We start from the raw sequence: 25,489 nt of genomic DNA, 5'->3' as shown, positions 1-25,489 counted from the left end.
ATGTCTAATATTTTAGTTATCAAACATGGTTCTTTAGGAGATATAGCCCAAGCTTGTGGGGCAATTCAAGATATTTCTGAAAACCACCCTGAAGATCAAATACATATATTAACAACAAAACCTTATTTTGAATTATTTAGGAAAAACCCATTCGTACACAATGTTATTTTAGACAAACGTAAATCAAGATTTAATTTAATTTATCTATATATGTTAATGAGAAACTTGAAAAAGAAGAATTTTAGAAAAGTTTATGATTTACAAAACTCATCTAGAACAAAATTTTATAAAAATATTTTATTTCCAAAAGCAAATTTTAATACTTGGTCTAGCTCAGAAACAACTTTGCCAAGTGATATTTCAAAAGATGAATTTGATAAAGACCCAGTTTTAAATAGATTTGATCATCAACTTAAAACCTCTGGAATTAAAACAGAACATACCATGAAACCAAATTTTAGTTGGGCTGTGACTAATATTGATAATATTAAACAAGAATTTAAATTAGATAAATATATTGTTTTATTTCCATTTTGTTCAGCCCATCTAACTCATAAAAAGTGGCCCCATTACAATGAGCTAATTGAGTTAATTAAAAATAAATATAAAGACCAAATTAAAGTTATTGTGGCACCTGGACCCTCTGAAATCGATGATGCAAAAAATATTAATGCCATCTCAATTTTAGATAAAGGTAAAGCTTTAGATATTTCTCAACTTGCAAGCTTGATTAAAGAAAGTTCATTTGTTATTGCAAATGATACAGGACCTGCTCATATGACTGCTCATCTTGGTGTAAAAGGCTTGACCTTATTTGGTAAACATACAACAGCTTTTAAAGTTAGTATTGAGCGAGAAAACTTTAAAGCAATACAGGTTGATGATTTAAACAAATTAAGTCCGGGTAAAGTTTTAGAAAAAATATTAATTTAATATTTTTTTATATTCTTCAATAATAGTACTCCACTTAAATTTAGCAGAATTTTCTTTGGCAACTTTTCCATACTCTTGGAATTTATTATTTTCTAACATTAAATTAATTGCTGAATAGACTTCATCTAACTCATTACCATCACAGATTAAACCTGTTTTCTCATGTTCAATTGCATCTGCTGCACCTCCATCTTTTCCTCCAAGAGAGGGCAATCCATATTGAGCAGCTTCAACATAAGCTATCCCAAATCCTTCAACAGATTTTTTATGAACAATAGATGGCATGACAAAAATATTAGATTTAGCAACTAGTGCATTTTTTAATTCGTTAGAAATATCTTTAAAAAACATCACTTGTGGCTGAAGGCCCAATTCTGCTACTAATTTTTTAATATTTTCCTCTTCATCGCCGTAACCCACACAAATGTAAATAATACTAGGGTAGATTTGTTTTAAATTTCGAAGCGCCATGATTACTTTTTCATGGTTTTTTCTTTTATCAAATCTAGAAACAGTAATTAATTTTGGAGACTTATGTTTTAATAAATTCTCTACTTTATCTAAAGTTTTTTTATCTAATTCTTCAACAGGATCAACACCTGGATTTATAACTACAATTTTATCTTGCTGAACTCCCAATGAAATAGCTAAATTTTTAGTGTACTCAGAATTAGCAACGATGGTTTCAACACTATCTAAAACCTCCAATACTCTTTTATTAAGAGAGGTACCTTTTTCATGATTAATTTCTTTACCATGGATCAAGCATATCTTTTTTTTATTAGTTTTAAGATGTTCTAAACTTTTCCAATGATCAGCAATTATACCATCAATTTTATTTTCTTTAATAAATTCATTAATCAATTGAGCTTTTCTATATTTTCTAAGAAGTTTTATGCCACCAACACGCTCTATTGAAAAAGAAACTTGCTCATCAAATAATTTATGATTTTCATGATAATCAGCGAATACTTTTATCATGTAATGTTTTGAAAGTTCGTTTGCTAAACCCCACATTAAATTCTGCATACCTCCAACTTCTGGAGGGAACGTTTTTGTAACTATTAAGTACATTAATTATCTAACCATTTGATACTACAGCCAACACTTGGAATTTGCGTTTCAGGACCTTTGCCCGTCTCTGCAATTTGTTTCATTGCAGTAAATAAATCACTATCACCAGCTCTTACTGGTTTTAAATTATCCAATTCTCTTATACGACCTCTGTATTGTAATTCTAAATTATTATTGTATCCAAAAAAATCAGGAGTGCATACTGCATCATAACTTTTTGCAACATTTTGAGTTTCATCAAATAAATATGGAAAATTAAATTGATGTTTTCTTGCAAATTCGATCATATTTTCAAAACTATCTTCAGGATAATTTATCGGATCGTTTGCTGAAATAGCCACAGCTTTTACTCCATGTTTTTCTAAATTTTTGTAATCTTCAACAATGTCTTTAATAATTGCTTTTACATAAGGGCAGTGGTTACAAATAAACATAACCAAAGTTCCATTTGTCCCTTTAACATCATTTAATTTAATAATTTCGTTATTAGTGGACTTTAATTCAAAGCTTTTAGCAGCTTGTCCAAAATCACATATTGGAGTTTTTAACGGCATGTTATAATAATATATATGTTATGTTTTATGATTTGGAAGATAAAAAAGTTAAAAATTTAGGTGATAATTGGTCTGCATCTAATGCATCTATCATTGGTGATGTCACGCTAGAAAAAAATACCAGCATTTGGTTTAATGTAACTTTAAGAGGGGATGTTGAAAATATTCATATCGGTGAAGGCTCCAATATACAAGATGGCAGTGTATTGCATACCGATCCAGGTTACCCTTTAAAAATTGGTAAAGATGTAACTATTGGTCACTTGGTTATGTTGCATGGCTGCACGATTGAAGACAATTCTTTAATTGGAATTGGTGCTGTAATTTTAAATGGTGCAAAGATTGGAAAAAATTGCATCATAGGAGCTAATGCATTGATCACAGAAAACAAAGTCATTCCCGACAATTCTCTAGTGATTGGATCCCCTGGTAAAATTGTAAGACAAGTCTCAACAGAAGAGGCAAAGTCAATTACTGAAAATGCAATTCATTACCAAGATAATTGGAAAAAATATTCTAAATCAGTTTTTTAAGGAATTAACCAGGTATCCTTGTTATTTTCTAAATCGAATTTAGCACGACGGTGACCTTTGGCTGCTAAATAAAGCCATTCCATACTTTTAATTTTACATTGAATAACAGTAAAATTTTTATATCCCACTTCACTTTGCTCCATTGTAAATTCAAAATTATCTAGTTCAGGCTTTAGTCCTGAAGTAGGGGTTTCAGATAATGTTCCTGGTCCGTTATCAACTAAATAACATTTTCTACTCATGTGTCCTGTTTTTAACCAGGACTGTTTTGTAATATCATTTTCATGATTAACGGTGCACTCAACTTTAAGTCTAACTTGTATCTTCTCATCCTTGTCATAAAATAACATTGATGCATTCTTATTTGCTTTTAATTTAGCAATTTTATCTGATCTGATATCACTATGGTATTGGATAATATTGTTTTCTCTATCTGATTTTCTAAGGACTACAATTCTTCCATCAAAGTCATCTTGACCACCACAAATAAATACAGGAATTCTAAATTGAGACCCTCTATCTTTGATAGCATTATCCAGCATATACCAGATTTTATTTTTGATCTCTTCAAAATCTTCGTAGTACGCTGGTTGCATACGAGATTATTTACTTAGTCTTCTAATTAAACTGGAAGTATCCCAACGGTTTCCACCCATTTCTTGAACTTCACCGTAATATTTATCAACGATTTCAGTTACAGGAAGTTGAGAGCCATTATTTTTAGCTTCATCCATAGCAATTTTTAAATCTTTTCTCATCCAATCAACTGCAAAACCAAATTCAAACTGATCATCAATCATCGTTTTATATCTGTTTTCCATTTGCCAAGATTGAGCAGCACCTTTAGATATAACTTCAATTACATCTTCCATATTTAAACCTGCTTTTTTTCCAAAGTTAATTGCTTCTGATAAACCTTGAACAAGACCTGCAATACAAATTTGGTTAACCATTTTTGCTAATTGACCATTACCAGCACCACCTAATAATTTCATCTTTTTGCTGTAACAATCAATAATGTCTTTTGCTTTATCAAAGTTTGCTTGATCTCCACCAATCATAACAGTTAGAGCACCATTTTCAGCACCAGCTTGTCCACCTGATACCGGTGCATCTAAGAAACCAAATTCACTTTTTAATGAATGCTCATAAATTTCTCTAGCAATCGTTGCAGAAGCGGTTGTGTTATCAATGTAAACTGAGCCTTTTTTAATTGTTTTAAAGATACCGTTGTCACCAAAAGTTACTTCTCGTAAATCGTTATCATTACCAACACAGGTAAACACAAAGTCAGCATCCTCAGCAGCTTTTGCAGGAGTATCTGCTTTTGACCCTTTATATTCAGCAACCCATTTATCAGCTTTTGCAGCTGTTCTATTATAAACAGTTACATTGTGACCTGCTTTTGATATATATCCTGCCATTGGATAACCCATGACACCTAAACCTATAAATGCAACATTGCTCATAATTTCTATTTCCTATGTTTAAAAGTTTGAATTTTAAAGTAATTTTATTTGGATTTATATTTACATTTTTTTCAAGCTTTGGACAGAGTTTTTTTCTAGGATTATTTAATTCAAGCATAAGAGACGCGCTTTCTATCACGCATGGTCAGTTTGGATCTATCTATGCATCTGCTACTCTATTAAGTAGTTTTATACTTGTTTGGGTTGGTAAAAAAATAGATGACTTTAATATTTTAAAATTTGCATCTTATGTCATTGCGTTACTAGCGATCTCTTGTTTTTTATTTTCTAAAATTTCATCAGTCGCTTTCTTATTTTTATCAATTTTCTTAATGAGGTTATCAGGTCAAGGACTAATGTCTCACACTGCAACCACAACAATATCAAGATTTTTTGAAAAGACTAGGGGACGTGCATTAAGCACAACTTGGCTTGGTTTATCGTTAGCTGAATTTATTTTACCCTTATTAATTATTTTTTTATTAACTTTTATTGATTGGAGAAATATTTGGATAGCCATATCAATTTCAGTTATTATCATTTTACCTATTGTCATTGTTACATTAGTTAAAAACGTTAAATTAGACTCAAGAGAAACATCTATTGCCACAAATATTAAAACTAAAGATATAAAACAATGGACGAGAGGTGAAGTTTTAAAAGATTATCGCTTTTATATTATATGTTTAAGCATGTTAGCGATGCCTTGGATTGCAACGGGTACATTTGTTTATCAATCTTTTATAGTGTCATCTAAAGGTTGGGGACCATATGTTATTGCCCAATCCTTTATGATGTATTCAATTTTATCAGTGATTACTTTATTTTTAACAGGCTTTTTAATTGATAAGTTTAGTAGTCGAAAATTAATAATTTATATGAACATTCCTTTATTAGTTGCAACGTTTGTGCTTTATTATTTTAACTCACCAATTTCATCATTTGTATTTTTAGGTTTAATTGGGATTTCAAACGGTTTAGCAAATGTTCTAGGTTCTGCTACTTGGGCTGAGATTTATGGAGTGAGATATATTGGTTCCATTAAAGCATTAACCACAGCGTTAATGGTATTTTCAACTGCATTTGGTACAGCGCTCTTTGGAATTTTGATTGATAATAGCCTTTCTATTGAGCAAATTGCTCTTGTTTCAGGATCTTATATTTTAATAGCAATATTGTTGTTATTCCTTGTAAAGAATAAGCTTAATCCTGATTATTTATAGAATTATCCTTGATTTTTTTTTAACTACTGTATAGATACTGCGCATGGCTAGAGTAACAGTAGAAGATTGCATAGATAAAGTAGAAAGTCCTTACGAATTAGTTTTAGTTGCTAAAGAAAGAGCCGTTCAATTAAATTCTGGTTTAGAACCAACTTTAGATAGAGATAATGACAAAAACACAGTTATATCTTTAAGAGAAATTGCAGCAGACACTATTAAAGTTTCAGACTTAACAGATAGCGCTATTCACAAACTTAGAAAACACGTTGAGCAAGTTGACGATGGTACTGATGATGATGAAATTATTGGTGATGATTTTGAAAGTATGTACAAAGGTGAAATTTCTAAAAGTGGAACTCCTATTTTACCATCTAAAAGAGCTAGAAAAATTCCTGAAAAAATTCAAGTATCCTCTGATGATTTAGAAGAATTAACTGCAAAGGCAGAGCCAGAAGTTGACGTTGATGCAGAGTTAGAAGTGGGAGATGAAGAGACAGCAGTTTCTTTAGATCAAATAGCTGAAGCTGAAACAGAAGCTGAAACAACTGAAGTAAACTCTGACGATTCAGAGACTACAAATAGCTAAAAAAATAATATAAAAGTTTAGTATGAACAGGAAAGTATCCGTTGCACCTATGATGGATTGTACTGATCGTCATGAACGTTTTTTTCTAAGACTGATTAGTAAAAATACATTGCTCTATAGTGAAATGGTTGTCTCTGAAGCTATTCATCGAGGGGATAAAAAAAAACTATTAGAATTTAATATAAATGAAAAACCAATAGCCCTTCAAATTGGTGGATCGTCTCCAACTTTACTTGCAGAGGCAACGAAAGTGGGTGAAGACTTTGGTTATGATGAGATAAATTTAAACCTTGGTTGCCCTTCAAAAAAAGTTGAGAAAAATAAATTTGGTGCATGTTTAATGAAAGAACCAAATTTGGTTGCAGACTGCTTGAATAAAATGCAATCGGTTACAAAGTTACCGGTCACGATTAAAACAAGAATTGGTTACGATGATACTGAAGACTATGAAAACTTACATCGTTTTATTTCAACTTTAAAAAGCACTGGTGTTAAAACTTTCATCATTCATGCAAGAAAAGCTATTCTTGGAAAATTTACCCCTAAACAAAATCTAAACATTCCTCCTTTAAAGTATGATTTTGTCTATAGATTAAAAAAAGATTTCCCTAATGAAGAAATCATTATTAACGGTGGAATTACCACAACCGATCAAATGAAAGATCACTTAGATAAAGTTGATGGAGTTATGATCGGACGTGCTGCTTACCATACTCCTTATTTATTAGCTGATATTGAAAGAGATATATTTAATAATGAAAATGTACCAAGTCGACAAGATGTAATTGAACAGTTGCTACCGTACGTTAGAGAAGAAATAAAAAAAGGAACACGTTTAAATCAAATTATGAGACATACACTTGGATTATTTCATGGTCAAACAGGATCTAGCTTTTGGAAAAGGTATTTAAGCGAAAATATGTGTGTTAGAGATGCCGATGTTAAAAAGATTGATCACATCATGGATAAGATTAAATATAACAATGTCGACACGTCGGTAAGTCAATCTGCTTAGTTCTCTTTTATCTAACGAGTACATATACTTTAGCCTACTAATGGCCTTAACCGCTATTCCTGTGGGATTTGTTGCAGGTTTATTTGGTATTGGCGGTGGATTAATTACAGTTCCATTTTTGTTTTATATTTTTAATTCTTTAGGGATTGATCAACAATATGTCATGCACCTTGCAGTTGGAACATCATTTGCAATCATAATACCAACCTCAACTGTCTCAGTTTTAACTCATCATAAATTTAAAGCAGTGGATTTTGATATAGTTAAAAGTTATGGAATATTTGTAGTACTTGGTGTTATTTTTGGAACAATTTTTGCAGCAACTCTTAAAACTAAAACCTTAGTTCTTTTCTTTGCAATCGTAATATTTTTATTAAGTATTTATCTTTTATTATTAAAAGAAAAGGAAAAAAATATAACTCTTAAAATTAAGCTTCATTTGAAAATTATTTTAGGATTTTTAGTAGGTTTTATCTCGGCACCCATGGGTATTGGAGGGGCTGTTATGAATGTTCCAATTCTAAAGTTTTTTGGTTACTCAATTAATAGAGCTATAGGTAGCGCTGCAGCTATTGGTTTTTTAATAGCATTATTTGGCGCAATCGGATTTTTGATAACTGGCAGTTATTTAAAAACAAATATTCCATTAAGTATTGGTTTTTTAAATATTCCTGCTTTTTTAATTTTTATACCGATTACAACCTTTATGGCTAGAATTGGTGCAAGAACAGTTCATACAATTGATAAGAATAGAATTAGTAAATATTTTGGAATATTTTTACTTATCATTGCTGCAAAATTTTTATATGAATATTTCAAACTGTAGTTATGGCAAATAAAGTAAGTAAAAGTTTTCTAAAAGATTCTCATTTAATAACTGAATTAAAATTATGTAGTATTCGTTTAATTGATAATGCTAAATTTCCTTGGATCATTTTAATTCCAAAGCGAAAAAATATAACCGATATCTCAGAACTTAATTCAAAAGATCAAATGTTATTAATGAAAGAAATTGTTCATTGCAGCAAGTTAATGAAAAAAATATTTAAAACAAAAAAACTTAATGTTGAAAAAATTGGCAATATTGTTCCTCAATTACATATTCATATTATTGCAAGATCTACTAAAGACAGTACGTGGCCACTATCGGTTTGGGTTATTAAAGGAAAACCTTATTCAAAAGTTCTATTAGCGAAAACTATTTCAAAAATTAAAAAGTATTTTAAGGGATAAAGACAGAGGTAGTTTTAGTCTCCCGCCACTACCTCTTAATCATTATGTATCTGATTCGTCCCAAATTTGTTAACACGTATTAATTGAAACTAGACTTTATCAACTGCTTGCTTTACTAAATAGATAACACACCGACTCATAAATAATTAAAATTTAAACACATTGATTAAAACCACACTCTCATCATTTGCAAAATCTATTGGTTTTAATTCACAAAATTATATTCCAAAAGAAGGGGCATCCTTTTCTTTATTTAGAATTGAAGTTTTATCTGGTTTAACAGTTGCTTTAGCGTTAGTTCCTGAAGCTATTGCCTTTGCTTTTGTTGCAGGAGTTGCACCTTTATCAGGGCTTTATGCAGCTTTTATTGTTGGTTTAATTACAGCTGTGTTTGGTGGAAGACCTGGAATGATTTCAGGAGCAACCGGTGCTTTAGCTGTTGTTATGGTGTCCCTTGTTATGGATCACGGTGCACAGTATTTGTTTGCAACCGTAGTTTTGATGGGAATTTTACAATTATTAGCGGGTGTCTTTAAGCTTGGAAAATTTATTAGAATGGTACCCCAACCGGTAATGTTAGGTTTTGTTAATGGCCTTGCAATTGTTATTGGTATTTCACAACTTAGTCAGTTTAAAACCCTTAATGCAATGGGGCAATTAGAATGGATTTCAGGAAACACTTTATATTATTCAGTAGGGTTCGTTATTTTAACGATGTTAATCATTTGGTTACTACCAAAGATTACTAAAGCGGTTCCAGCAACACTTGCTGCAATTTTAGTTACATCTGTATTAGTTTTAGCATTAAAGATTGATATTCCAAGTGTTGGAGATCTTGCAAGTGTTAAAGGAGGATTACCAATATTTTCAATTCCAAGTGTTCCTTTAAACTTTGAAACTTTAAAGATCATTTTTCCTTATGCATTTATATTGTCAGCCATTGGCTTAATTGAAAGCCTGTTAACTCTTAACTTAGTTGGTGAAATTACTAATAAAAGAGGTGGGGCTAGTCAGGAATGCTTAGCACAAGGCTTTGCAAATACAGTTACTGGTTTTTTTGGGGGTATGGGTGGATGTGCGATGATTGGTCAATCTATGATTAACGTAAAATCAGGCGGTAGAACAAGAATTGCAGGAATAGCTGCAGCAGTATTCTTATTAATTTTTATTTTATATACATCAAACTATATTGAGATGATCCCAATTGCAGCACTAGTTGGTGTAATGTTTATGGTAGTGATTGGAACCTTTGCCTGGAACTCATTAAAGATATTATTTTTTGTACCAAAGAGTGATGCATTAGTAATTGTTCTTGTAACTGTTGTAACTGTTTTAGAAGATTTAGCCGTTGCTGTAATTGTTGGTGTTATTGTATCAGCATTAGTGTTTGCTTGGAAATCTGCATCAAGAATTAGAGCAGTTGAGAGAGCATCCGTTAGAGAAAAGGGTGCTAAAGTTTATGAAATAGAAGGACCGCTATTTTTTAGTTCAACAGATAGTTTTTTAGAATTATTTAAACCAGAACAAGATCCTGATGTAATTATTATAGATTTTGCAGGATCAAAAGTAATTGATCAATCTGCATTAAAAGCAATTGAAGACATTGCTGATAAATATAATAGTTTTGGAAAAAAAGTTAAACTTAGACATCTAACTCGTGATTGTCATAGATTATTAAGTAGAGCAGGCCAATTAGTAGTTGATAGTGATGATGATCCTGATTATGGAATTGCAGTTGATTATGATGTTAAATTAGGTATTTTTGGCAGATAAGATGAGCAAAGAGATTAAAACAGATGATGTTATTTTCAATTTCTTCAAGCAAGTTTGTGATGAGAAAGATGATGTTAAATGTGTTGAACTTGGTAATGGTTGGATTAGTGCCATGGAAACCAATCTTGCTAACATGGAAAAAAATCTAGAAGAAACTGATAAAGTTAAATACCAAGAAAGCATTAATAGTAACAAGCAACAGCTTGATAGTCTTAAAGGCAAAACTGCTAGTGAATGGCGTGAATATGCAACCCAGTGTATGATCGAGATCTTAGATCATAAAACTAAATCGTGAATTTCTTTAAAAGATTATTTTCAAGTAGCAATTTAGAACTAGAAATCAATGATGGAGGCAGAGCTGCTGCTGGATATAAAGGTAAAGCTGGAGACTGTGTAGTTAGATCTATTGCAATTGTAACAAATCTTCCTTATCAAAAAATTTATGATGATCTTTATAAAGCAAATGAAGAATTTAGAACCACATCAAGAACAAAACTTGCTAGAAGCCTAAAACAAAAAAATGATAGCCCAAGATCAGGCACTCATAGAGTGGTGGTTAAAAAATATCTTGAAAAACTTGGGTGGCAGTGGACGCCAACTATGTTTATTGGTCAAGGTTGTAAAGTTCATTTAAAGAAAGATGAACTTCCAAGTGGGACTTTAATTGTATCTTGTTCAAAGCACATAACGGTTGTCAAAGATGGTGTCTTGCATGATACATATGATTGCTCTAGACGGGGCACACGTTGTGTTTATGGTTATTGGAAAAAAATAAATTAAAGATATAATAATTATTAATGAGCTTTAAAGATAACGTCAATTTACATGTAGATAAATCAGCTAAATTACTAAACTTTAGTGATGATTTACTTGAACATTTAAAATCTATTCACTCATTAATTAAAGTAAATGTGGGTGTTGTCTTAGATGGCAAAATTAATAACTTTACTGGATGGAGAGCTGTTCACTCAGAGCACATTCTTCCAACTAAAGGTGGACTAAGATATTCAGAAACGGTTGATCAAGATGATACTGAAGCTCTAGCATCTTTGATGACTTACAAATGTGCAATAGTTAATATCCCTTTTGGAGGAGCTAAAGGGGGTTTAAAAATTAATCCTAAAAATTACACAATGCCTCAACTTAGAGAAATTACTAAAGCGTTTGCTAGTAAATTAATTAATAAAGGTTTTATTTCTCCAGCATTAAATGTTCCAGCTCCAGATGTCGGAACGTCTGAAAGAGAAATGGAATGGATTTTAGAGACTTATAAAACACTTAAACCTGATGATATAAATTATAGAGGTTGTGTAACAGGTAAACCCTTACACAGAGGAGGTATTGCTGGCAGAACAGAAGCAACTGGTAGAGGTATTGAGGAAGTAGTTAGAGAAATATTTAGACATGAAGATGTTGTTAAAGAAGCAGGATTGAAAAATGAATTAAAGGATAATGAAATTATAGTTCAAGGCTTTGGTAATGTTGGAAGTAATTTAGCCAAACATTTATATAATAGAGATAATGCAAAGATTATAGCAATTGGAGAATATGATGGTTATTTATATAACAAAAAAGGTATTGATATAAATGCACTAATTGAATTTTATAAGACAAATAAAACTATCAATAACCCTAAACTTGGAAAATTTAAAAACAATCCAAGTGAACTTTTAGAATTAGATTGTGATATTTTAATTCCAGCTGCATTAGAAAATGCAATCACCATTGATAATGTAGATAAAATTAAAACGAAATTAATAATTGAGGCTGCTAATGGACCCATTTCATTTGAGGCGGATCAAAAATTATTTGAAAAAGGCGTTATGATTATTCCTGATATCTATGTCAATGCAGGGGGTGTTGTGGTTTCTTATTTTGAGTGGGTAAAAGATATTTCTCATATACGTTTTGGTAGAGTTGAAAAAAGATTTCAAGAACAAAAAATATTAGACATTATTGATTTGATAGATAAAAAAACGAATACTAAAACAGATTTTGACACCATTAAAAAAATTATTCATGGTGCTGATGAAGAGGACTTAGCTTTTTCAGGTCTAGAAGATAGTATGAGAAATGCATTTATTGAAATTTATAATGCTAAAAAACAAATAAAAAAATCCTTTAGAGATAGTGCTTATTATGTATCTCTAAAGAAGATAAGAAATTTTTATACAGTAGAAGGCTTTCCTAAACGATAAATAGTGGCTTAATTTTACCTATAATTAAATTAATAGAAGACTCTCAATCTATGATTTGTTAGCATTTGACATGATAAAATTAATAAGAGCAGGTTTTATGAGCAAGCTTTTTACCATTTTAGTCTTAAGCTTATTATTAACTAGTGGTGCTAAAGCTGGTTGTGATGATGCTCCAACTGATGGAGTGGATTATTCTAATTGCCAATTTTCAGAAGGCCAAGATCTAAGTAGAGCTTATATACCAAACTCTAATCTTTCCTTTATTAGCTTTATTAAAGTTACCTTTGATAAAGGGGTAATGATGAATGCAACATTAGCTAACGGTAATTTTGTAGAATCTTCTTTTATTAGAACGAATTTATATGAAGCAAATCTTGAAGGGGGTATTTTTGAGAAAGCTAACTTTTCAAGTGCCAACTTAACAAGAGTAAATTTTAAAGGCTCATCATTAATTGAGACAAATTTTACTAATAGTAATCTTTTTGAAGCAGATTTAATGGGTGCTAATATCTTAAATGCCACTTTTGAAGGTGCTAATCTTAATAACGCTGTTTGGATTGATGGAACTAAATGTTTACTAGGCTCTATCGGTAAATGTAATAAATAAAAAAATCTTAGAAATTATTTTATAGGTTTAATTTTCTGATTAATCACGAGCACTGCACCAATTATTAAAATCGGTAAGCCTATAATTAAATCTTGCTGCCATTCTAAGTTTTCAAATATTGTTGAGATTAATAAAGCAAGTACAGGCATAACAACTCCTACATAACCAGCTCGTCCAGCTCCAACTTTCTCTAATAATCTTAGATAAAAGATAAAAGCAAATATCGAGCCAACTATTGATAGATAAGCAAGGGATGCGATATAACTGAAGCTATATTCAAATAATAGTTCAGTACCTTTTATTTGAGTGATTAATAGAGTAACTAATGATCCATAAAGCATTGAATATGCAAGTGTTGGTATTAAGGAAAAGTTATTATTTAAGTTTCTCTGATGAACCATATTTCCTGTTGATGCAGAAAATGTACCAAGTAAGGCTAAAAATAATCCAACATGAGTTCCATTAGCAAAGCTGAAATTGAAAATCTCATCATTGAAAATGATTATAATTCCAATCATCCCAATAGTTGCTCCAAGTAAAGTTTTTAAAGAAGGTTTCTTTTTAAAATAAAAGCCTTCTCCTAAAATATTCATAATAACTACCGTTGAAAAGACAACTGCTGGAAATGCGCTTATTAAATAAGTGTTTGATAGATAAAAGAAAACATAGTTTAGTGAGTAGAGACAAACACCAAAGAGTAAAAACCAAAGATGCTGATTTAAAGAAAACTTAAGATTTTTCTTCTTATAAATTAGATAAACAAAAATAACTATTGCAGCTATCAAAAATCTATAAAACACCGATACTAATGGATCAACGTAACCTAATTGAAACTTGATGACATACCAAGTAGGGGACCAGCAAAAAAGTGTGACAATAAATAAGAAAAAATTGTTCATTATTAAGGACTATAATCAATCAATCTTAAAAAAATATAAGATTAATCTAACAATTTTTAATATATAAATTTATAAGTTATGAAAAAAATACTTCTAATTTCAACTCTACTTATATCATTAAGTAGCATTTCTTATTCTGATAATCATTATCCAATCACAAGAGATTCTCAATTAATGATTGCTAGAGGTAAAATTGCCTACCAAAATAATTGTGTAAGCTGTCATCAAGTTAATTTGTCAGGTGCTGAAAATTGGAAGGGTGTTGATGAAGACGGCCATAGAAAAGCGCCGCCTTTAAATGGTACAGGTCACACTTGGCACCATGATGATGAGACATTACATAAAATTATTAAATATGGTTTAGTTGGAATAATTAGTGACTATGAAGGAAAAATGGGTGCCTTTGGAGATAAATTAAATGACAAAGATATAGATTCAGTTTTAGCCTACATTAAAAGTTTTTGGCCAGATGATTATTACAAACATCAAATAAATTTAAGTAAATAAATTAAATGGCAACAGACACATTTCATTGGTCGTGTAAACACACGTGGAGAAAAAGTGCTAAGAATACGATGTGGTGTGTTATCGGTTGTGCAATTGGTGACTTTGGAACCATACTATTTTTTCAGTTAAGTAAAATTCCTTTTCCAGTATTAGGTATTATGACTTTAGCAATCATAAATGGTTTATTAACCAGCATTATGCTTGAAACTTTTATTTTAATGAGACAAAATTTTAAATTAATTAATGCTTTAAAGACCGCCTGTGGAATGAGTTTCATCTCAATGGTTAGTATGGAAATTTCTATGAACGCTACAGATTATTTTTTAACCGGTGGAGCGATGCTAACTTGGTGGGTGGTACCTATTATGTTAACTGCGGGATTTTTAACACCCTGGCCTTATAATTATTGGAGACTTAAAAAATTCAATCAAGCCTGTCATTAAATATTAAATGGTTACAACATCTGAAATCATATTAGCAATTATTATTGTTGCCTTATCTGTTGTTATGCCTATCTATTATTATTACCAAAGGAAGAAAAACCCTAAGCAAGATAATAAAACTCAAGATAGCCCTGAGATAAAAAATTATATTGATAGAATTAATGAAATTACCCGCAAAAAACATAAATGAAAAAACGTTTATCAGGGTGCAGTGAGTGTGGAGATGATACAGCCATCTTAACACAAGTAAGCTCAGGACCAGAGGTGATCTTACTTTGCACAGATTGTTATAACCTGAAACATTCAAACGAAACACAAAACCATATTGGCTATGAAGAAGAAAAAAGCTAAAAAATTAAAGACTAAAAAAATAGAACCAAATTCCTACGGTCTTGGGAAATTTAATTACTTTATCTTTAAGTTTTTGTGCTCAAGGTTTAAGCTTAAATAATTAATACTTAAAACCAATTATTTGGAATTATGATGTAGTGAATTGCAAGTACAATTCCAACTGACACACTTAATCCGAATATCATTTTAAGAAAGTCTTTACCAATTAGTGGAAACACATATTTGAACTTATAGTCTTTATTCATTGATGCGATTGCTAACTCTCTTCCACATAATAGACCAACAAATACCCAGGTTGTTGACATGGGTAAATCATTAAGCTCTTTAAAGTAGTAAAGTACAGCTGCATAAATAATATTGATTATAGTTGCTGATCTTGCATATCTTGTTCCAGTTTTCTCTAAGACAACCTTTTGAATAGCCCCTCCATGAATGTAGAAGATATAAAAAAGTAGTGCTGTAAAGTAACCCAGAACAACTAATAAAAGAGCAACATCTAATTGTCTTGGAAGGTATACAGCAATGTTTGCTACATCATGAGATAACCAAACCCACCATAACCAGCCTGAAGTTATCCAAACAGAGTTACGCCAAAAGGAAATCCATTTGTCATTAACTTCATCTAATTTTTCATTAATAAATTTAGAGATAACGATCCAGCAAATATAAGCAGCAGCTGCAGCAAGACCATAGCCGACAACACTTTTCATAAGCATCTTTTCAAGTACTACTGTTGATGCAAAAGCTGATAAAACTAAGAAGGTTGTTGAAACAGGTATTCCAACTCTTGTTAATACAAGAAGTATTCCTGGTGCCACAGCGTGATACCATTGTATCTCTTGGAAAGGTATTCTTGTTAATCTACCGTAAGAGATATCTCCATTATTACTGTACCAACCCCAAGTAATAGCAAGTATCATTACAAATGATGCTGCACTAGCAAGAGTGTACCATTTAAACCATTTTTGTTTTGACGCGATAAAAGTTCCCAATGTTTGAATTGAGTCATTTGCAATAACACTGTACCCCGCTAAAGCAAAGCCGACGATTGTATAAAACAGTGTAAGAGTCATTAAAACTTTCTATATAATTAATTATTAATTACAAATTTATTTTTAGAGTTATAATACTACCTCTGGTTTTAAAATTATGAGCTCTGATATTAAAATAAAAGATCAAAAAATGATATTTCTTGATGAGATGATGGATCAAGTAATTATCCTTGATAAATTTAAAAATGTTTTTTTTGCAAATAAAAGCGCTGTTGCTAGATTTGGTAATGATATTATTGGTAAAAATATTTCATTAATTTTAAGAGATGCTAATTTATTAGAAAGTATTGATCTTGCAATTCAGGATAAAAGTTCACAAGTTTTAGATGTGGAAATTAAACTTCCTATTTTTCAATTCTATAATGTAAATATTATCTCTGAGTCTTTAAATGAATCTGAAGATGAACATTCTGTAATAATATTTTTAAAAGATTTAACTGAAATATATAAGACACAACAATTTAAATCAGATTTTGTTGCTAATGTTTCTCATGAGTTAAGAACACCCTTACAGTCAATTAAGTTAGGATTAGAGACAATAAATGATGGTCATGCTTCAAATGATTTTGAAATGCAAAAGAAATTTTTACCCATTATGATGCAACAAACGGAGCGTATGGAAAATTTGATTAATGATTTACTTTCATTGTCAAAAATCGAATTACAAGAACATATTAGACCCACCACTGAGTTAGATTTAAAAGAAATAATAACTCACGTGATTAAATTGAATTCAGAGCTTGTTAAGAAAAAAAAGATAAAAATAGAAAACAATATTACAGATGATACTTATAAAATTTCTGGAGATAGAAATAGATTAATAGAAATTTTTACTAATTTAATTGATAATGCTTGCAAGTATAGCGATAGTGATACTGTCATTAAAATTTCCTTGGTTAAGAAAATGGACACTATTTTGTTTTCTATTAAAGACCAAGGGGTTGGAATTCCTAAAAAATATTTATCCCGAATCACTGAGCGTTTTTTCAGAGTAGATCCTGCAAGAAGCAAAGATGCAGGGGGTACTGGTTTAGGTTTGGCTATTGTTAAACATATAGTAAATCAACACCGTGCAACTATGGATATTATCAGTACTGAAGGAAAAGGTACTGAATTTACCATTGAATTTCCAAAAGTATAAAATTTTAGAAGATAATAAAATATTCTTTGTCATAAAAGTTTCATAAACTTGTAATAAAATTGAAACAAAGAAATTTTATAAGAATTAAATATAAATAAACAAAGGAAAAATAAAAATGAAAAATGTTAAAATTATTTTATCAATCTTGACGGTGATGCTATTTGCGTCAAATGTTCAAGCAAGAGATCAAATCCGGATAGTGGGGTCATCAACTGTTTATCCATATGCAACTGTTGTTGCTGAAAATTTTGGTAAAACAGGAAAATTTAAAACGCCCGTAATTGAAAGCACTGGAACGGGTGGTGGTATGAAATTATTTTGTGCTGGTGTTGGCACTGATCACCCAGATATTACTAATGCATCAAGAGCTATAAAATCTAAAGAAAAAGCATTATGTGAAAAAAATGGTGTAACTGAAATTATAGAAATTATTGTAGGAAATGACGGTATTTCTTTAGCTCACGCAGTAGATTCTCCAGATTCAAATTTTACTAAAGAACAACTTTGGAGAGCACTAGCAAATGAAGTAGATGTAGATGGTAAATTGGTTGCTAATCCATATAAACAATGGAGCGACATTGATCCATCACTTCCTTCTAAAAAGATAGAAATTCTTATTGCCCCACCAACATCAGGTACAAGAGATGCATGGAATTCTTTAGTAATGAGCAAAGGTTGTTCTAAAGAGGCAAAAGCACTTTTTGGTGACAAAGCTAGTAGCGAATGTACTAAAATCCGTGAAGACGGTTATGCAGTAGAAGCAGGTGAAAACGATACTCTAATTGTTCAAAAACTAGCATCAAATCCTGACGCATACGGCTTTTTTGGTTATAGCTATTTAGTTGGCAATAAAGACAAGGTGAAAGCTGCAGCTATAGAAGGAGTTAAACCTAGTCTTGAAGGTATTCAAGATTACTCATATCCAATAGCTAGACCTTTATTCTTTTATGTAAAAAAAGCACATATTGGAGTAGTTCCTGGAATTGACGCATTTATTAAAGATTTTACGTCAAAAAAAGCAATGGGACCAAGAGGTTACTTAGCTGAGATCGGTTTAGTACCTTTAGCTAAAGCAAAATATGATGCTGTAAGAACTGCAGCGGTCGAATTAAACACTATTAGCATCAAGTAATTTAAATTCCTCAAACACAATCAAGGCCAGAATAAACTTCTGGCCTTTTTTATTAGTACAATTTGTAGTTTAAAATTGTAACAAATCTGTAACATTAAAACTGTAATACATAAGCTCATGAATATTATAATTTTATTATTAGTTACAATATTTAGCTATCTATCATTTTTATATGGTCGCTCTAGAATTAGAAAAATTACATCAACACAATCTATAAAGATTAACGCTCTACCAAATTATTATGGTTATTATCTAGCTTTATGGTGCGCGTTACCAGCATTAATTATATTATTATTTTGGTCTATATTTGAACCAGCGATTATTAAATATTTGATCTCACAAACTTTAATTCAAAACGATTTAAATTATTCCAGTGACCAACTTAATTTACTTTATCAAAAAATTAGATCACTTTATGAGGGTAATTTTTCAGGAACCTTAACTGAAGAAATTAAAATAGGTGTTAAGAATTATGAAAATTTACAAACAATTGCTCAAAATTCTAAAATTGTTTTATTATTATCAACTTTTATTGCTGCTATCTCATATGGGATTTTTAGAATTTCAAAAAATAATAAAGCAAGACATGATGTTGAAAAAATTTTAACAGGGTTACTTTTTGTATGTTCTCTAGTTGCTATATTAACAACAATGGGAATTATTTTCTCTCTTTTATTTGAAAGTTTAAAATTTTTTTCAGCAATTAATATTTTTGATTTTTTGTTTGGAATGAATTGGAGTCCTCAAAGAGCTTTCGTTAGTGATGCCTCAGCAATTACAGCTTTAGAATATGAAAATTTAAAAGGTGCTTTTGGTTCTGTTCCTTTATTTGCTGGTACAGCATTTATAGCTCTGATTGCAATGCTTGTAGCTGTTCCTATTGGATTATTTTCTGGAATTTATATGGCAGAGTACGCAAGTTCTAAAGTTAGAAAATATTCTAAACCAATTATTGAAATCCTGGCTGGAATTCCAACAGTTGTATATGGCTTTTTTGCAGCGCTTACTGTTGGCCCCTTTTTTAGAGAATTAGGTGAAAAGTTAAACTTAGAGGTATCTTCTGAAAGTGCTCTTGCTGCAGGATTGGTAATGGGGGTTATGATTATTCCTTATGTGTCTTCATTATCTGATGACGTGATTAATGCAGTCCCTCAATCTTTAAGAGATGGATCTTATGCAATTGGAGCAACTAAATCAGAAACTATTAAAAATGTTGTAATTCCTGCTGCATTACCAGGGATTGTGGGCTCGGTTTTATTAGCTGTATCAAGAGCCATTGGTGAAACAATGATTGTGGTAATGGCTGCTGGTTTAGCCGCAAATCTAACCATTAATCCACTTGAGTCTACCACTACCATCACCACTCAAATTGTAATGTTATTAATTGGCGATCAGGAGTTCGATAGTCCAAAAACACAATCTGCTTTTGCATTGGGCTTAACACTTTTCTTTGCAACATTAATTTTAAACTACATAGCCTTAAGATTTGTTAAAAAATATAGAGAAAAATATGAATAAAGAGCAACGATTAAAAAAACGACATAATGCTGAAAAAAGATTTAAGCTCTATGGATTAACTTCTATTTTACTGGCAATTTTTTTTGTAATCTTTTTATTAAATGCTATCTTTTCAAAAGGCAGTGGCGCATTTTTAAAAACAACTATCGATGTTGAGGTAAATTTTGATGCTGACACTTTAGAATTAAGTGAATCGCCTCCACTCGAAGATTTAGAAAATACAGATTACTATGAACTAGCAATTGATAGTATTCTTAAAGTAAAAAAAGTTAATGGTTTAACTGAAGAAAAGTTATTAATTAATTTATTTAGTCCTGATTATGAATATGAAATAAGAAACTTTTTACTTGATAATCCAAAAGCTTTAAATCAAACCACTGTATTAAAACTAACTGCATCAGATGATTTTGATCAATTGCATAAAGGTAATTACCCTAGAGAACTTCCAGAAGAGCGAAGACGGATTAATAATTTTCAATTAAATCTTTATGACGAATTAGTTAATGAAGGAAAAGTTAATAAAATATTTAACTCATATTTGTTTACTAAAGGAGATTCAAGAAACCCTGAACTTGCAGGAATTGGTGGAGCCTTAGTGGGTTCATTTTTTACCATTGTAATTACTTTATTATTATCTTTTCCAATCGCTATTGCAGCTTCAGTTTATTTAGAGGAATTTGCTCCTAAAAATAAAATTACTGATTTTATAGAAATTAATATAAATAATTTAGCAGCAGTACCTTCCATTGTATTTGGATTATTAGGTTTGGGTATTTTGCTTGGGACCTTTCATCTACCAAGATCAACTCCATTAGTTGCAGGAATTACTTTAGCCTTAATGACTTTACCAAGAATTATTATTCCATGTAGAGCTTCCTTAAAAGCAGTACCTCCTTCAATTAGAGAAGGAGCGCTTGCAATTGGCGCATCTAAAGTTCAATCAGTTACGCATCATGTTCTGCCTTTAGCAATTCCAGGCACTTTGTCAGGAACTATTATTGGTTTGGCCCAAGCGCTTGGGGAAACAGCGCCCTTAATATTGATTGGTATGGTTGCTTTTGTGGTCGATATTCCATCTATTCCAACGGATCCATCAGCTTCGTTGCCAGTACAGGTTTATTTATGGTCTGAACAAGCAGAAAGAGGGTTTGTAGAAAAAACATCAGCAACTATTATGGTTCTTTTAAGTTTTTTAATTACATTAAATTTTATAGCAGTTTACTTACGACAAAAATTTGAAAGGAAGTGGTAATGAAAAATAATAAAATAAAAATTAAAAGCAGTAATTTAAATGTGCATTATGGAGAAAAACAAGCACTCTTTGATGTAGATTTGGATATCTATGACAAAGAAGTTACAGCTTTAATCGGTCCTTCTGGATGTGGAAAATCAACCTTCATAAGATGCATAAACAGAATGAATGATGTTATTGATATTTGTAAAGTTGAAGGATCAATTACAATAGATGATGAAGAGATCATTGACAAAAATCTGGATGTTGTAGGACTTCGAGAGAAAATTGGTATGGTTTTTCAAAAACCCAATCCTTTTCCAAAAAGTATTTATGATAATATTTCTTATGGACCAACCATTCATGGTTTAGCAGAAAATAAAACAGATATGGATGAAATTGTTGAGAATAGTTTAAAAAAAGCAGCTTTATGGAACGAAGTTAAAGACAGGTTAAATGAAGCAGGCACAGGTTTATCTGGAGGTCAGCAGCAAAGATTATGTATTGCAAGAGCCATATCAGTAAATCCTCAAGTTATTTTAATGGATGAACCGTGTTCGGCACTAGACCCTATTGCCACTGCTAAAATTGAAGAATTAATTGATGAACTTAAAAAAAGTTATACAATAGTCATTGTTACTCATTCAATGTCCCAAGCTGTAAGAGTTTCTCAAAGAACTGGCTTTTTCCATTTAGGAAAAATAATTGAAGTGGATACAACAGAGAAAATATTTAAAAACCCTGGAAATAAAATGACCCAGGATTATATTACAGGGAGGTTTGGTTAATTATGTCAGATATTACACATATTGTTAAATCCTACGAGGATGAATTACAAAGTTTAAATGATAACTTAATTAAAATGGGTAGCTTAGTTGAAGCTCAGTTGACAGACTCAATGGAGGCCATCATCAAAGTTGATAAAGAAGCTGCTGAAAACATTATTAAAAATGATGAAAAAATTAATGAGTTAAGAGCAACTATTGAAGAGCAGATTGTAACAGTACTCGTTAAAAGAGCCCCGATGGCAATTGATTTAAGATTAACTATTTCAACTTTAAAAATTTCAAGTGATCTTGAACGTATTGGTGATTTAGCAAAAAGTGTTGCTAAAAAGATCAAACCTTTACCACGCGATCTTCCAGAAGAGTTAATTGCCAGTTTAAAAAGATTAGGGGAGTTAGTTCAAAGACAATTGAAAGATGTTTTGGATGCTTATCTTAACCAGTCAAAAGAAGCTGCTGTTAAAATTTGGAAATCAGATGAGAGAGTAGATGATTTAACACATATCGCAATGAATGAAGTTGCAAATTTCTTAAGCAAAGATAAAAAAAATTTAGATCTAGCAACACACTTATTGTTTGTGACTAAAAATATTGAAAGAGCAGGAGATCATATTACTAATATCGCTGAAGCTTTATTTTATCTAATCGAGGGAGAGCATATTGAAGGAGCAAGACCTAAAGGTAAAGATTTTGATCCAAACTAATGAGCGTTAGCATTCATATTGTAGAAGACGAACAACCTATTATCACTTTAGTTAAATATAACCTTGAAAAAGAAGGTTATAAAGTTTCATCATCAGACAATGGCAATGAGGGTATTGAAGATATTAAAAGATTATTTCCTGATCTTGTTTTATTAGACTGGATGTTACCTGATTTTTCTGGCGTAGAAATTTGTAAAATTTTAAAAAAAGAAAAAAAATTTAAAGAAATTCCAATCATAATGCTTACTGCTAAGGGTGAGGATGAAGATAAGATTAAAGGGTTAAACTCTGGTGCAGATGATTACATCACCAAACCCTTTAGTTTCCCAGAATTACTTGCAAGAATAAAAGCGCTACTTCGAAGATCTAAGCCCTCATTAGTTTCTGATATTGTTGAATTCGAAGACCTTAAGGTGGATAGATTAACACGACGTGTTTTTAGAAAAAACAAAGAAATTCATTTGGGACCCAAGGAATATGATTTAATCAATTTTTTTATTAAAAACCCTAAACGTGTTTACTCAAGAGATCAAATTCTAGAGAATGTTTGGTCTGATAATATCAATGTTGAAACAAGAACAGTTGATGTTCATATAAGAAGACTTAGACAAAGTATTAATATTGATGGATTTAAAGAATTAATTAGAACCGTAAGATCAGCTGGCTATTCATTAAATTAGTAATGACTGTAGAAGCATAAAGACTTAAAATAATAATAATAAACTGAACGTAGACACATGATTTAGGACTTGTTAAGGTCTGATTATGAAAGGTTATAGATTTATTACAAGTGACGACACTTCAGAATTTTGCCATCGTGTAACGGAGGCCATATCCAATGGATGGAAATTGTATGGTGAACCCAAAATGACTTTTGATAAAAAAAGAGGAGTCATGCGTTGTGCTCAAGCAGTTATAAAAAATTCACCTCAGAAAAAGTATTCAAAAAAGATGAAGCTATCATTGATATAAATGGCAGATCAGATAATACCCTTTGTTTATATGCTAGGGATACTCTTATTAGTACTCCCAGCTTTTCTACAATCTAATTCTAAATTAAAGCAATTCTTAACTAATCTTAGTATTTGGATTGTCATTATTCTCATAATTTTAACTATTATTTATTTTTTCAATTGACAGTTTGAGAGAAAGTTGATTATATTTAGTTGCGCTGATTTAAGTTAAATTGCAGAGCGCGTTACAAATCCTGCTAAAGCGACGCTTCAACCACCGCTTTAGACAGGTGGTTTTTTTTTATCTTTCATAAAATTAAGCCGGGCAGTTGAACCATATTGTGCGCCCTGCATTTGCTTAAGCACTAAAAAGGAGAAAAGAGGCCTATGAATATAACCTCTTATTATTTTGTGACCTTTTTTCTCCAAAACAAGAGGAAAAAAAATGAGCACAAATAAATTAAAAGAAAGATTAGATAAAGGACCGGTTATATGCGCAGAAGGTTTTTTATTTGAGATAGAAAGACGTGGCTACATGTCATCAGGGGAATTTGTCCCAATGGTGTCATTAGATCATCCTGAAGTTTTAGAGAACTTACATAGAGAATTTCAACACGCAGGATCTGATGTAGTTGAGGCCTTTACTTATAATGGACACAGAGAAAAAATGCGTGTTATTGGTAAGGAAGAACTTCTCGAACCACTAAATCGTTCAGCATTAAAAATTGCTAAAAAAGTAGCACTAGATACTCCTAAAGGATCAAAACCAAATTTGATGGCAGGTAATATTTCAAATTCAAATATCTGGAAACATAATGATCCACAATCTCAAAAAGAAGTTGAAGGAATGTTTACAGAGATGATTGGTTGGGCCGTTGAAGAAGGTGCTGATATGTTAATTGGTGAAACTTTTTATTATGCTGAAGAAGCTTTTAAAGCTTTAGAAGTTATGAAAAAAACAGGTTTACCAACTGTATTAACCATATCCCCAATGGGTGAAAATAAAATGAGAGATGGAAAATCAGTTGTTGATACTTGTAAAGAGCTAGAGCAATTAGGGGCCGATGTTGTAGGTTTAAATTGTTTTAGAGGACCTGCTACTATGTTTCCTTTTTTAAAAGAAATTAGAAAAGCAGTTAAATGCCATGTTGGAGCTTTACCTATTCCTTATAGAACCAGTGAAGATTACCCAACATTTTTTAACCTACCGGACAGAAGTAATTGTGCATGTCCATCGCCTCATGGAAGAACGTTTCCAACAGCATTGGACCCACACTTTTGTAATAGATATGAAATAGGTAAATTTGCAAAAGATGCTTATGAGCTAGGTATTAATTACCTTGGAGTATGCTGTGGAGCAAACCCAATGTTGATTAGGGAAGTTGCTGAGTCAATTGGTTTAACTGTTCCAGCAAGTAAATATCGAGAGAACATGGAAAATCATTTTATGTATGGAAAAAATAAAAGAATTCCAAAACATATGACTGAATATGGAGACAAAGCGTAAATAAATTAAGAAGGGCATTTAACTAAATTGTGCGCCTGACATATGTCGAAGCACTAAAACAGGAGAAA

At 31.2% G+C, this 25,489-nt stretch carries 31 protein-coding genes and 2 riboswitches; of the genes, 25 read left to right on the top strand and 6 right to left on the bottom strand.

Annotated features, from left to right (window positions below; all coding sequences use genetic code 11):
* Positions 1-933, top strand: a complete 933-nt coding sequence (locus tag AC5SML_RS04250; RefSeq protein WP_020169532.1) for a glycosyltransferase family 9 protein — start codon at positions 1-3, stop codon at positions 931-933.
* Here AC5SML_RS04250 and AC5SML_RS04245 read toward each other — a convergent pair.
* On the bottom strand, positions 925-2,007 hold the full coding sequence (locus AC5SML_RS04245; protein WP_494616899.1) for a glycosyltransferase family 4 protein: 1,083 nt from the start codon (positions 2,005-2,007) through the stop codon (positions 925-927). The two genes, AC5SML_RS04250 and AC5SML_RS04245, sit on opposite strands and share 9 nt — an antisense overlap.
* A complete protein-coding gene (locus AC5SML_RS04240) occupies positions 2,007-2,561 on the bottom strand; it encodes a thioredoxin family protein (protein ID WP_494616897.1) in 555 nt (184 codons plus the stop codon). The genes AC5SML_RS04245 and AC5SML_RS04240 overlap by 1 nt, the downstream gene beginning before the upstream one ends.
* A 20-nt stretch (positions 2,562-2,581) precedes the next feature.
* Between AC5SML_RS04240 and AC5SML_RS04235 the strand changes: the two genes are divergently transcribed.
* Positions 2,582-3,094: a gamma carbonic anhydrase family protein gene (locus AC5SML_RS04235; protein WP_011282214.1), complete on the top strand. Its 513-nt coding sequence runs from the start codon at positions 2,582-2,584 to the stop codon at positions 3,092-3,094.
* Here AC5SML_RS04235 and AC5SML_RS04230 read toward each other — a convergent pair.
* Entirely contained in the window at positions 3,091-3,690 is a 600-nt protein-coding gene (locus tag AC5SML_RS04230) for a PNPOx family protein (RefSeq protein WP_011282213.1), read from the bottom strand. The two genes, AC5SML_RS04235 and AC5SML_RS04230, sit on opposite strands and share 4 nt — an antisense overlap.
* Before the next feature lie 6 nt (positions 3,691-3,696).
* Positions 3,697-4,563 carry an NAD(P)-dependent oxidoreductase gene (locus tag AC5SML_RS04225; protein WP_011282212.1) on the bottom strand — a complete coding sequence of 289 codons (867 nt, stop codon included), beginning with the start codon at positions 4,561-4,563 and terminating at the stop codon, positions 3,697-3,699.
* A 14-nt stretch (positions 4,564-4,577) separates the two neighbouring features.
* On the opposite strand from AC5SML_RS04225, the gene AC5SML_RS04220 reads away from it, so the two are divergent.
* The 10 genes from AC5SML_RS04220 to AC5SML_RS04175 all read left to right on the top strand — a co-directional run bounded on the left by AC5SML_RS04220 (position 4,578) and on the right by AC5SML_RS04175 (position 13,198).
* On the top strand, positions 4,578-5,786 hold the full coding sequence (locus AC5SML_RS04220; protein ID WP_494616896.1) for an MFS transporter: 1,209 nt from the start codon (positions 4,578-4,580) through the stop codon (positions 5,784-5,786).
* Positions 5,787-5,829: 43 nt separating this feature from the next.
* Positions 5,830-6,372, top strand: a complete 543-nt coding sequence (rpoZ, locus tag AC5SML_RS04215; RefSeq protein ID WP_011282210.1) for a DNA-directed RNA polymerase subunit omega — start codon at positions 5,830-5,832, stop codon at positions 6,370-6,372.
* A gap of 22 nt (positions 6,373-6,394) precedes the next feature.
* Positions 6,395-7,387, top strand: a complete 993-nt coding sequence (dusA, locus tag AC5SML_RS04210) for a tRNA dihydrouridine(20/20a) synthase DusA (RefSeq protein ID WP_494616895.1) — start codon at positions 6,395-6,397, stop codon at positions 7,385-7,387.
* A gap of 40 nt (positions 7,388-7,427) precedes the next feature.
* Positions 7,428-8,213, top strand: a complete 786-nt coding sequence (locus tag AC5SML_RS04205) for a sulfite exporter TauE/SafE family protein (RefSeq protein WP_006996698.1) — start codon at positions 7,428-7,430, stop codon at positions 8,211-8,213.
* Positions 8,214-8,215: 2 nt separating this feature from the next.
* Positions 8,216-8,620, top strand: coding sequence for an HIT domain-containing protein (locus AC5SML_RS04200; RefSeq protein WP_011282207.1), 405 nt, complete (start codon positions 8,216-8,218; stop codon positions 8,618-8,620).
* Between the two features lie 162 nt (positions 8,621-8,782).
* A complete protein-coding gene (locus tag AC5SML_RS04195) occupies positions 8,783-10,393 on the top strand; it encodes a SulP family inorganic anion transporter (protein ID WP_011282206.1) in 1,611 nt (536 codons plus the stop codon).
* Between the two features lies 1 nt (position 10,394).
* Positions 10,395-10,688 carry a hypothetical protein gene (locus AC5SML_RS04190; protein ID WP_006996701.1) on the top strand — a complete coding sequence of 98 codons (294 nt, stop codon included), beginning with the start codon at positions 10,395-10,397 and terminating at the stop codon, positions 10,686-10,688.
* Positions 10,685-11,173, top strand: a complete 489-nt coding sequence (locus AC5SML_RS04185) for a hypothetical protein (protein ID WP_011282205.1) — start codon at positions 10,685-10,687, stop codon at positions 11,171-11,173. The genes AC5SML_RS04190 and AC5SML_RS04185 overlap by 4 nt, the downstream gene beginning before the upstream one ends.
* A gap of 17 nt (positions 11,174-11,190) precedes the next feature.
* Positions 11,191-12,591 (top strand): Glu/Leu/Phe/Val family dehydrogenase, encoded by a 1,401-nt coding sequence (locus tag AC5SML_RS04180; protein ID WP_011282204.1) that lies wholly within the window; start codon positions 11,191-11,193, stop codon positions 12,589-12,591.
* A 97-nt stretch (positions 12,592-12,688) separates the two neighbouring features.
* The gene (locus AC5SML_RS04175; RefSeq protein ID WP_494616894.1) at positions 12,689-13,198 is read left to right on the top strand and encodes a pentapeptide repeat-containing protein; all 510 of its coding nucleotides are present in this window, start codon (positions 12,689-12,691) and stop codon (positions 13,196-13,198) included.
* Between the two features lie 14 nt (positions 13,199-13,212).
* Here AC5SML_RS04175 and AC5SML_RS04170 read toward each other — a convergent pair whose 3' ends face one another.
* Complete coding sequence (locus tag AC5SML_RS04170; RefSeq protein WP_494587112.1) at positions 13,213-14,097, bottom strand: DMT family transporter; 885 nt, start codon at positions 14,095-14,097, stop codon at positions 13,213-13,215.
* A gap of 78 nt (positions 14,098-14,175) precedes the next feature.
* On the opposite strand from AC5SML_RS04170, the gene AC5SML_RS04165 reads away from it, so the two are divergent.
* The 4 genes from AC5SML_RS04165 to AC5SML_RS04150 are packed head-to-tail and all read left to right on the top strand — an operon-like array spanning position 14,176 to position 15,398.
* The gene (locus tag AC5SML_RS04165) at positions 14,176-14,604 is read left to right on the top strand and encodes a c-type cytochrome (RefSeq protein WP_011282201.1); all 429 of its coding nucleotides are present in this window, start codon (positions 14,176-14,178) and stop codon (positions 14,602-14,604) included.
* 5 nt (positions 14,605-14,609) lie between these two features.
* Positions 14,610-15,047 carry a DUF4396 domain-containing protein gene (locus AC5SML_RS04160; protein WP_018414244.1) on the top strand — a complete coding sequence of 146 codons (438 nt, stop codon included), beginning with the start codon at positions 14,610-14,612 and terminating at the stop codon, positions 15,045-15,047.
* A gap of 7 nt (positions 15,048-15,054) precedes the next feature.
* The gene (locus AC5SML_RS04155) at positions 15,055-15,237 is read left to right on the top strand and encodes a hypothetical protein (protein ID WP_011282199.1); all 183 of its coding nucleotides are present in this window, start codon (positions 15,055-15,057) and stop codon (positions 15,235-15,237) included.
* A complete protein-coding gene (locus AC5SML_RS04150; protein WP_006996709.1) occupies positions 15,234-15,398 on the top strand; it encodes a hypothetical protein in 165 nt (54 codons plus the stop codon). Before AC5SML_RS04155 ends, AC5SML_RS04150 begins: the two co-directional genes overlap by 4 nt.
* Positions 15,399-15,505: 107 nt before the next feature.
* On the opposite strand, the gene AC5SML_RS04145 is transcribed toward AC5SML_RS04150, so the two are convergent.
* Positions 15,506-16,471: a hypothetical protein gene (locus tag AC5SML_RS04145; protein WP_011282198.1), complete on the bottom strand. Its 966-nt coding sequence runs from the start codon at positions 16,469-16,471 to the stop codon at positions 15,506-15,508.
* Between the two features lie 76 nt (positions 16,472-16,547).
* Between AC5SML_RS04145 and AC5SML_RS04140 the strand changes: the two genes are divergently transcribed.
* The 9 genes from AC5SML_RS04140 (at position 16,548) to AC5SML_RS04100 (ending at position 25,421) form a co-directional block, all read left to right on the top strand.
* The gene (locus AC5SML_RS04140) at positions 16,548-17,591 is read left to right on the top strand and encodes an ATP-binding protein (RefSeq protein ID WP_027307026.1); all 1,044 of its coding nucleotides are present in this window, start codon (positions 16,548-16,550) and stop codon (positions 17,589-17,591) included.
* 115 nt (positions 17,592-17,706) lie between these two features.
* Positions 17,707-18,723 (top strand): substrate-binding domain-containing protein, encoded by a 1,017-nt coding sequence (locus tag AC5SML_RS04135; protein ID WP_494616892.1) that lies wholly within the window; start codon positions 17,707-17,709, stop codon positions 18,721-18,723.
* A 117-nt stretch (positions 18,724-18,840) separates the two neighbouring features.
* Positions 18,841-20,241, top strand: coding sequence for a phosphate ABC transporter permease subunit PstC (gene pstC, locus AC5SML_RS04130; protein WP_020169520.1), 1,401 nt, complete (start codon positions 18,841-18,843; stop codon positions 20,239-20,241).
* Entirely contained in the window at positions 20,234-21,493 is a 1,260-nt protein-coding gene (pstA, locus tag AC5SML_RS04125) for a phosphate ABC transporter permease PstA (protein ID WP_011282194.1), read from the top strand. The genes pstC and pstA overlap by 8 nt, the downstream gene beginning before the upstream one ends.
* On the top strand, positions 21,493-22,260 hold the full coding sequence (gene pstB, locus AC5SML_RS04120; protein WP_020169518.1) for a phosphate ABC transporter ATP-binding protein PstB: 768 nt from the start codon (positions 21,493-21,495) through the stop codon (positions 22,258-22,260). The genes pstA and pstB overlap by 1 nt, the downstream gene beginning before the upstream one ends.
* A gap of 2 nt (positions 22,261-22,262) precedes the next feature.
* Positions 22,263-22,961: a phosphate signaling complex protein PhoU gene (gene phoU, locus AC5SML_RS04115; protein ID WP_011282192.1), complete on the top strand. Its 699-nt coding sequence runs from the start codon at positions 22,263-22,265 to the stop codon at positions 22,959-22,961.
* Complete coding sequence (phoB, locus tag AC5SML_RS04110) at positions 22,961-23,641, top strand: phosphate regulon transcriptional regulator PhoB (RefSeq protein ID WP_271625907.1); 681 nt, start codon at positions 22,961-22,963, stop codon at positions 23,639-23,641. Before phoU ends, phoB begins: the two co-directional genes overlap by 1 nt.
* 85 nt (positions 23,642-23,726) lie before the next feature.
* On the top strand, positions 23,727-23,933 hold the full coding sequence (locus AC5SML_RS04105; RefSeq protein ID WP_494616891.1) for a DUF1737 domain-containing protein: 207 nt from the start codon (positions 23,727-23,729) through the stop codon (positions 23,931-23,933).
* A 295-nt stretch (positions 23,934-24,228) separates the two neighbouring features.
* A riboswitch (SAM riboswitch) is annotated at positions 24,229-24,293 on the top strand.
* 66 nt (positions 24,294-24,359) lie between these two features.
* The gene (locus AC5SML_RS04100) at positions 24,360-25,421 is read left to right on the top strand and encodes a homocysteine S-methyltransferase family protein (protein WP_020169516.1); all 1,062 of its coding nucleotides are present in this window, start codon (positions 24,360-24,362) and stop codon (positions 25,419-25,421) included.
* A 3-nt stretch (positions 25,422-25,424) separates the two neighbouring features.
* A riboswitch (SAM riboswitch) is annotated at positions 25,425-25,489 on the top strand.

It is taken from the genome of Candidatus Pelagibacter sp. PS_17, assembly GCF_059417945.1.
The sequence above is the reverse complement of the archived record's forward strand: the minus strand, read 5'-3'. Positions and strand labels throughout refer to the sequence as shown.

Coding starts and splice junctions, on each gene's coding strand:
- AC5SML_RS04250 (WP_020169532.1), top strand. CDS start 1: ATGTCTAATATTTTAGTTATCAAACATGGTTCTTTAGGAGATATAGCC.
- AC5SML_RS04245 (WP_494616899.1), bottom strand. CDS start 2,007: ATGTACTTAATAGTTACAAAAACGTTCCCTCCAGAAGTTGGAGGTATG.
- AC5SML_RS04240 (WP_494616897.1), bottom strand. CDS start 2,561: ATGCCGTTAAAAACTCCAATATGTGATTTTGGACAAGCTGCTAAAAGC.
- AC5SML_RS04235 (WP_011282214.1), top strand. CDS start 2,582: ATGTTTTATGATTTGGAAGATAAAAAAGTTAAAAATTTAGGTGATAAT.
- AC5SML_RS04230 (WP_011282213.1), bottom strand. CDS start 3,690: ATGCAACCAGCGTACTACGAAGATTTTGAAGAGATCAAAAATAAAATC.
- AC5SML_RS04225 (WP_011282212.1), bottom strand. CDS start 4,563: ATGAGCAATGTTGCATTTATAGGTTTAGGTGTCATGGGTTATCCAATG.
- AC5SML_RS04220 (WP_494616896.1), top strand. CDS start 4,578: ATGTTTAAAAGTTTGAATTTTAAAGTAATTTTATTTGGATTTATATTT.
- rpoZ (WP_011282210.1), top strand. CDS start 5,830: ATGGCTAGAGTAACAGTAGAAGATTGCATAGATAAAGTAGAAAGTCCT.
- dusA (WP_494616895.1), top strand. CDS start 6,395: ATGAACAGGAAAGTATCCGTTGCACCTATGATGGATTGTACTGATCGT.
- AC5SML_RS04205 (WP_006996698.1), top strand. CDS start 7,428: ATGGCCTTAACCGCTATTCCTGTGGGATTTGTTGCAGGTTTATTTGGT.
- AC5SML_RS04200 (WP_011282207.1), top strand. CDS start 8,216: ATGGCAAATAAAGTAAGTAAAAGTTTTCTAAAAGATTCTCATTTAATA.
- AC5SML_RS04190 (WP_006996701.1), top strand. CDS start 10,395: ATGAGCAAAGAGATTAAAACAGATGATGTTATTTTCAATTTCTTCAAG.
- AC5SML_RS04180 (WP_011282204.1), top strand. CDS start 11,191: ATGAGCTTTAAAGATAACGTCAATTTACATGTAGATAAATCAGCTAAA.
- AC5SML_RS04175 (WP_494616894.1), top strand. CDS start 12,689: ATGAGCAAGCTTTTTACCATTTTAGTCTTAAGCTTATTATTAACTAGT.
- AC5SML_RS04170 (WP_494587112.1), bottom strand. CDS start 14,097: ATGAACAATTTTTTCTTATTTATTGTCACACTTTTTTGCTGGTCCCCT.
- AC5SML_RS04165 (WP_011282201.1), top strand. CDS start 14,176: ATGAAAAAAATACTTCTAATTTCAACTCTACTTATATCATTAAGTAGC.
- AC5SML_RS04160 (WP_018414244.1), top strand. CDS start 14,610: ATGGCAACAGACACATTTCATTGGTCGTGTAAACACACGTGGAGAAAA.
- AC5SML_RS04155 (WP_011282199.1), top strand. CDS start 15,055: ATGGTTACAACATCTGAAATCATATTAGCAATTATTATTGTTGCCTTA.
- AC5SML_RS04150 (WP_006996709.1), top strand. CDS start 15,234: ATGAAAAAACGTTTATCAGGGTGCAGTGAGTGTGGAGATGATACAGCC.
- AC5SML_RS04145 (WP_011282198.1), bottom strand. CDS start 16,471: ATGACTCTTACACTGTTTTATACAATCGTCGGCTTTGCTTTAGCGGGG.
- AC5SML_RS04140 (WP_027307026.1), top strand. CDS start 16,548: ATGAGCTCTGATATTAAAATAAAAGATCAAAAAATGATATTTCTTGAT.
- AC5SML_RS04135 (WP_494616892.1), top strand. CDS start 17,707: ATGAAAAATGTTAAAATTATTTTATCAATCTTGACGGTGATGCTATTT.
- pstC (WP_020169520.1), top strand. CDS start 18,841: ATGAATATTATAATTTTATTATTAGTTACAATATTTAGCTATCTATCA.
- pstA (WP_011282194.1), top strand. CDS start 20,234: ATGAATAAAGAGCAACGATTAAAAAAACGACATAATGCTGAAAAAAGA.
- pstB (WP_020169518.1), top strand. CDS start 21,493: ATGAAAAATAATAAAATAAAAATTAAAAGCAGTAATTTAAATGTGCAT.
- phoU (WP_011282192.1), top strand. CDS start 22,263: ATGTCAGATATTACACATATTGTTAAATCCTACGAGGATGAATTACAA.
- phoB (WP_271625907.1), top strand. CDS start 22,961: ATGAGCGTTAGCATTCATATTGTAGAAGACGAACAACCTATTATCACT.
- AC5SML_RS04105 (WP_494616891.1), top strand. CDS start 23,727: ATGAAAGGTTATAGATTTATTACAAGTGACGACACTTCAGAATTTTGC.
- AC5SML_RS04100 (WP_020169516.1), top strand. CDS start 24,360: ATGAGCACAAATAAATTAAAAGAAAGATTAGATAAAGGACCGGTTATA.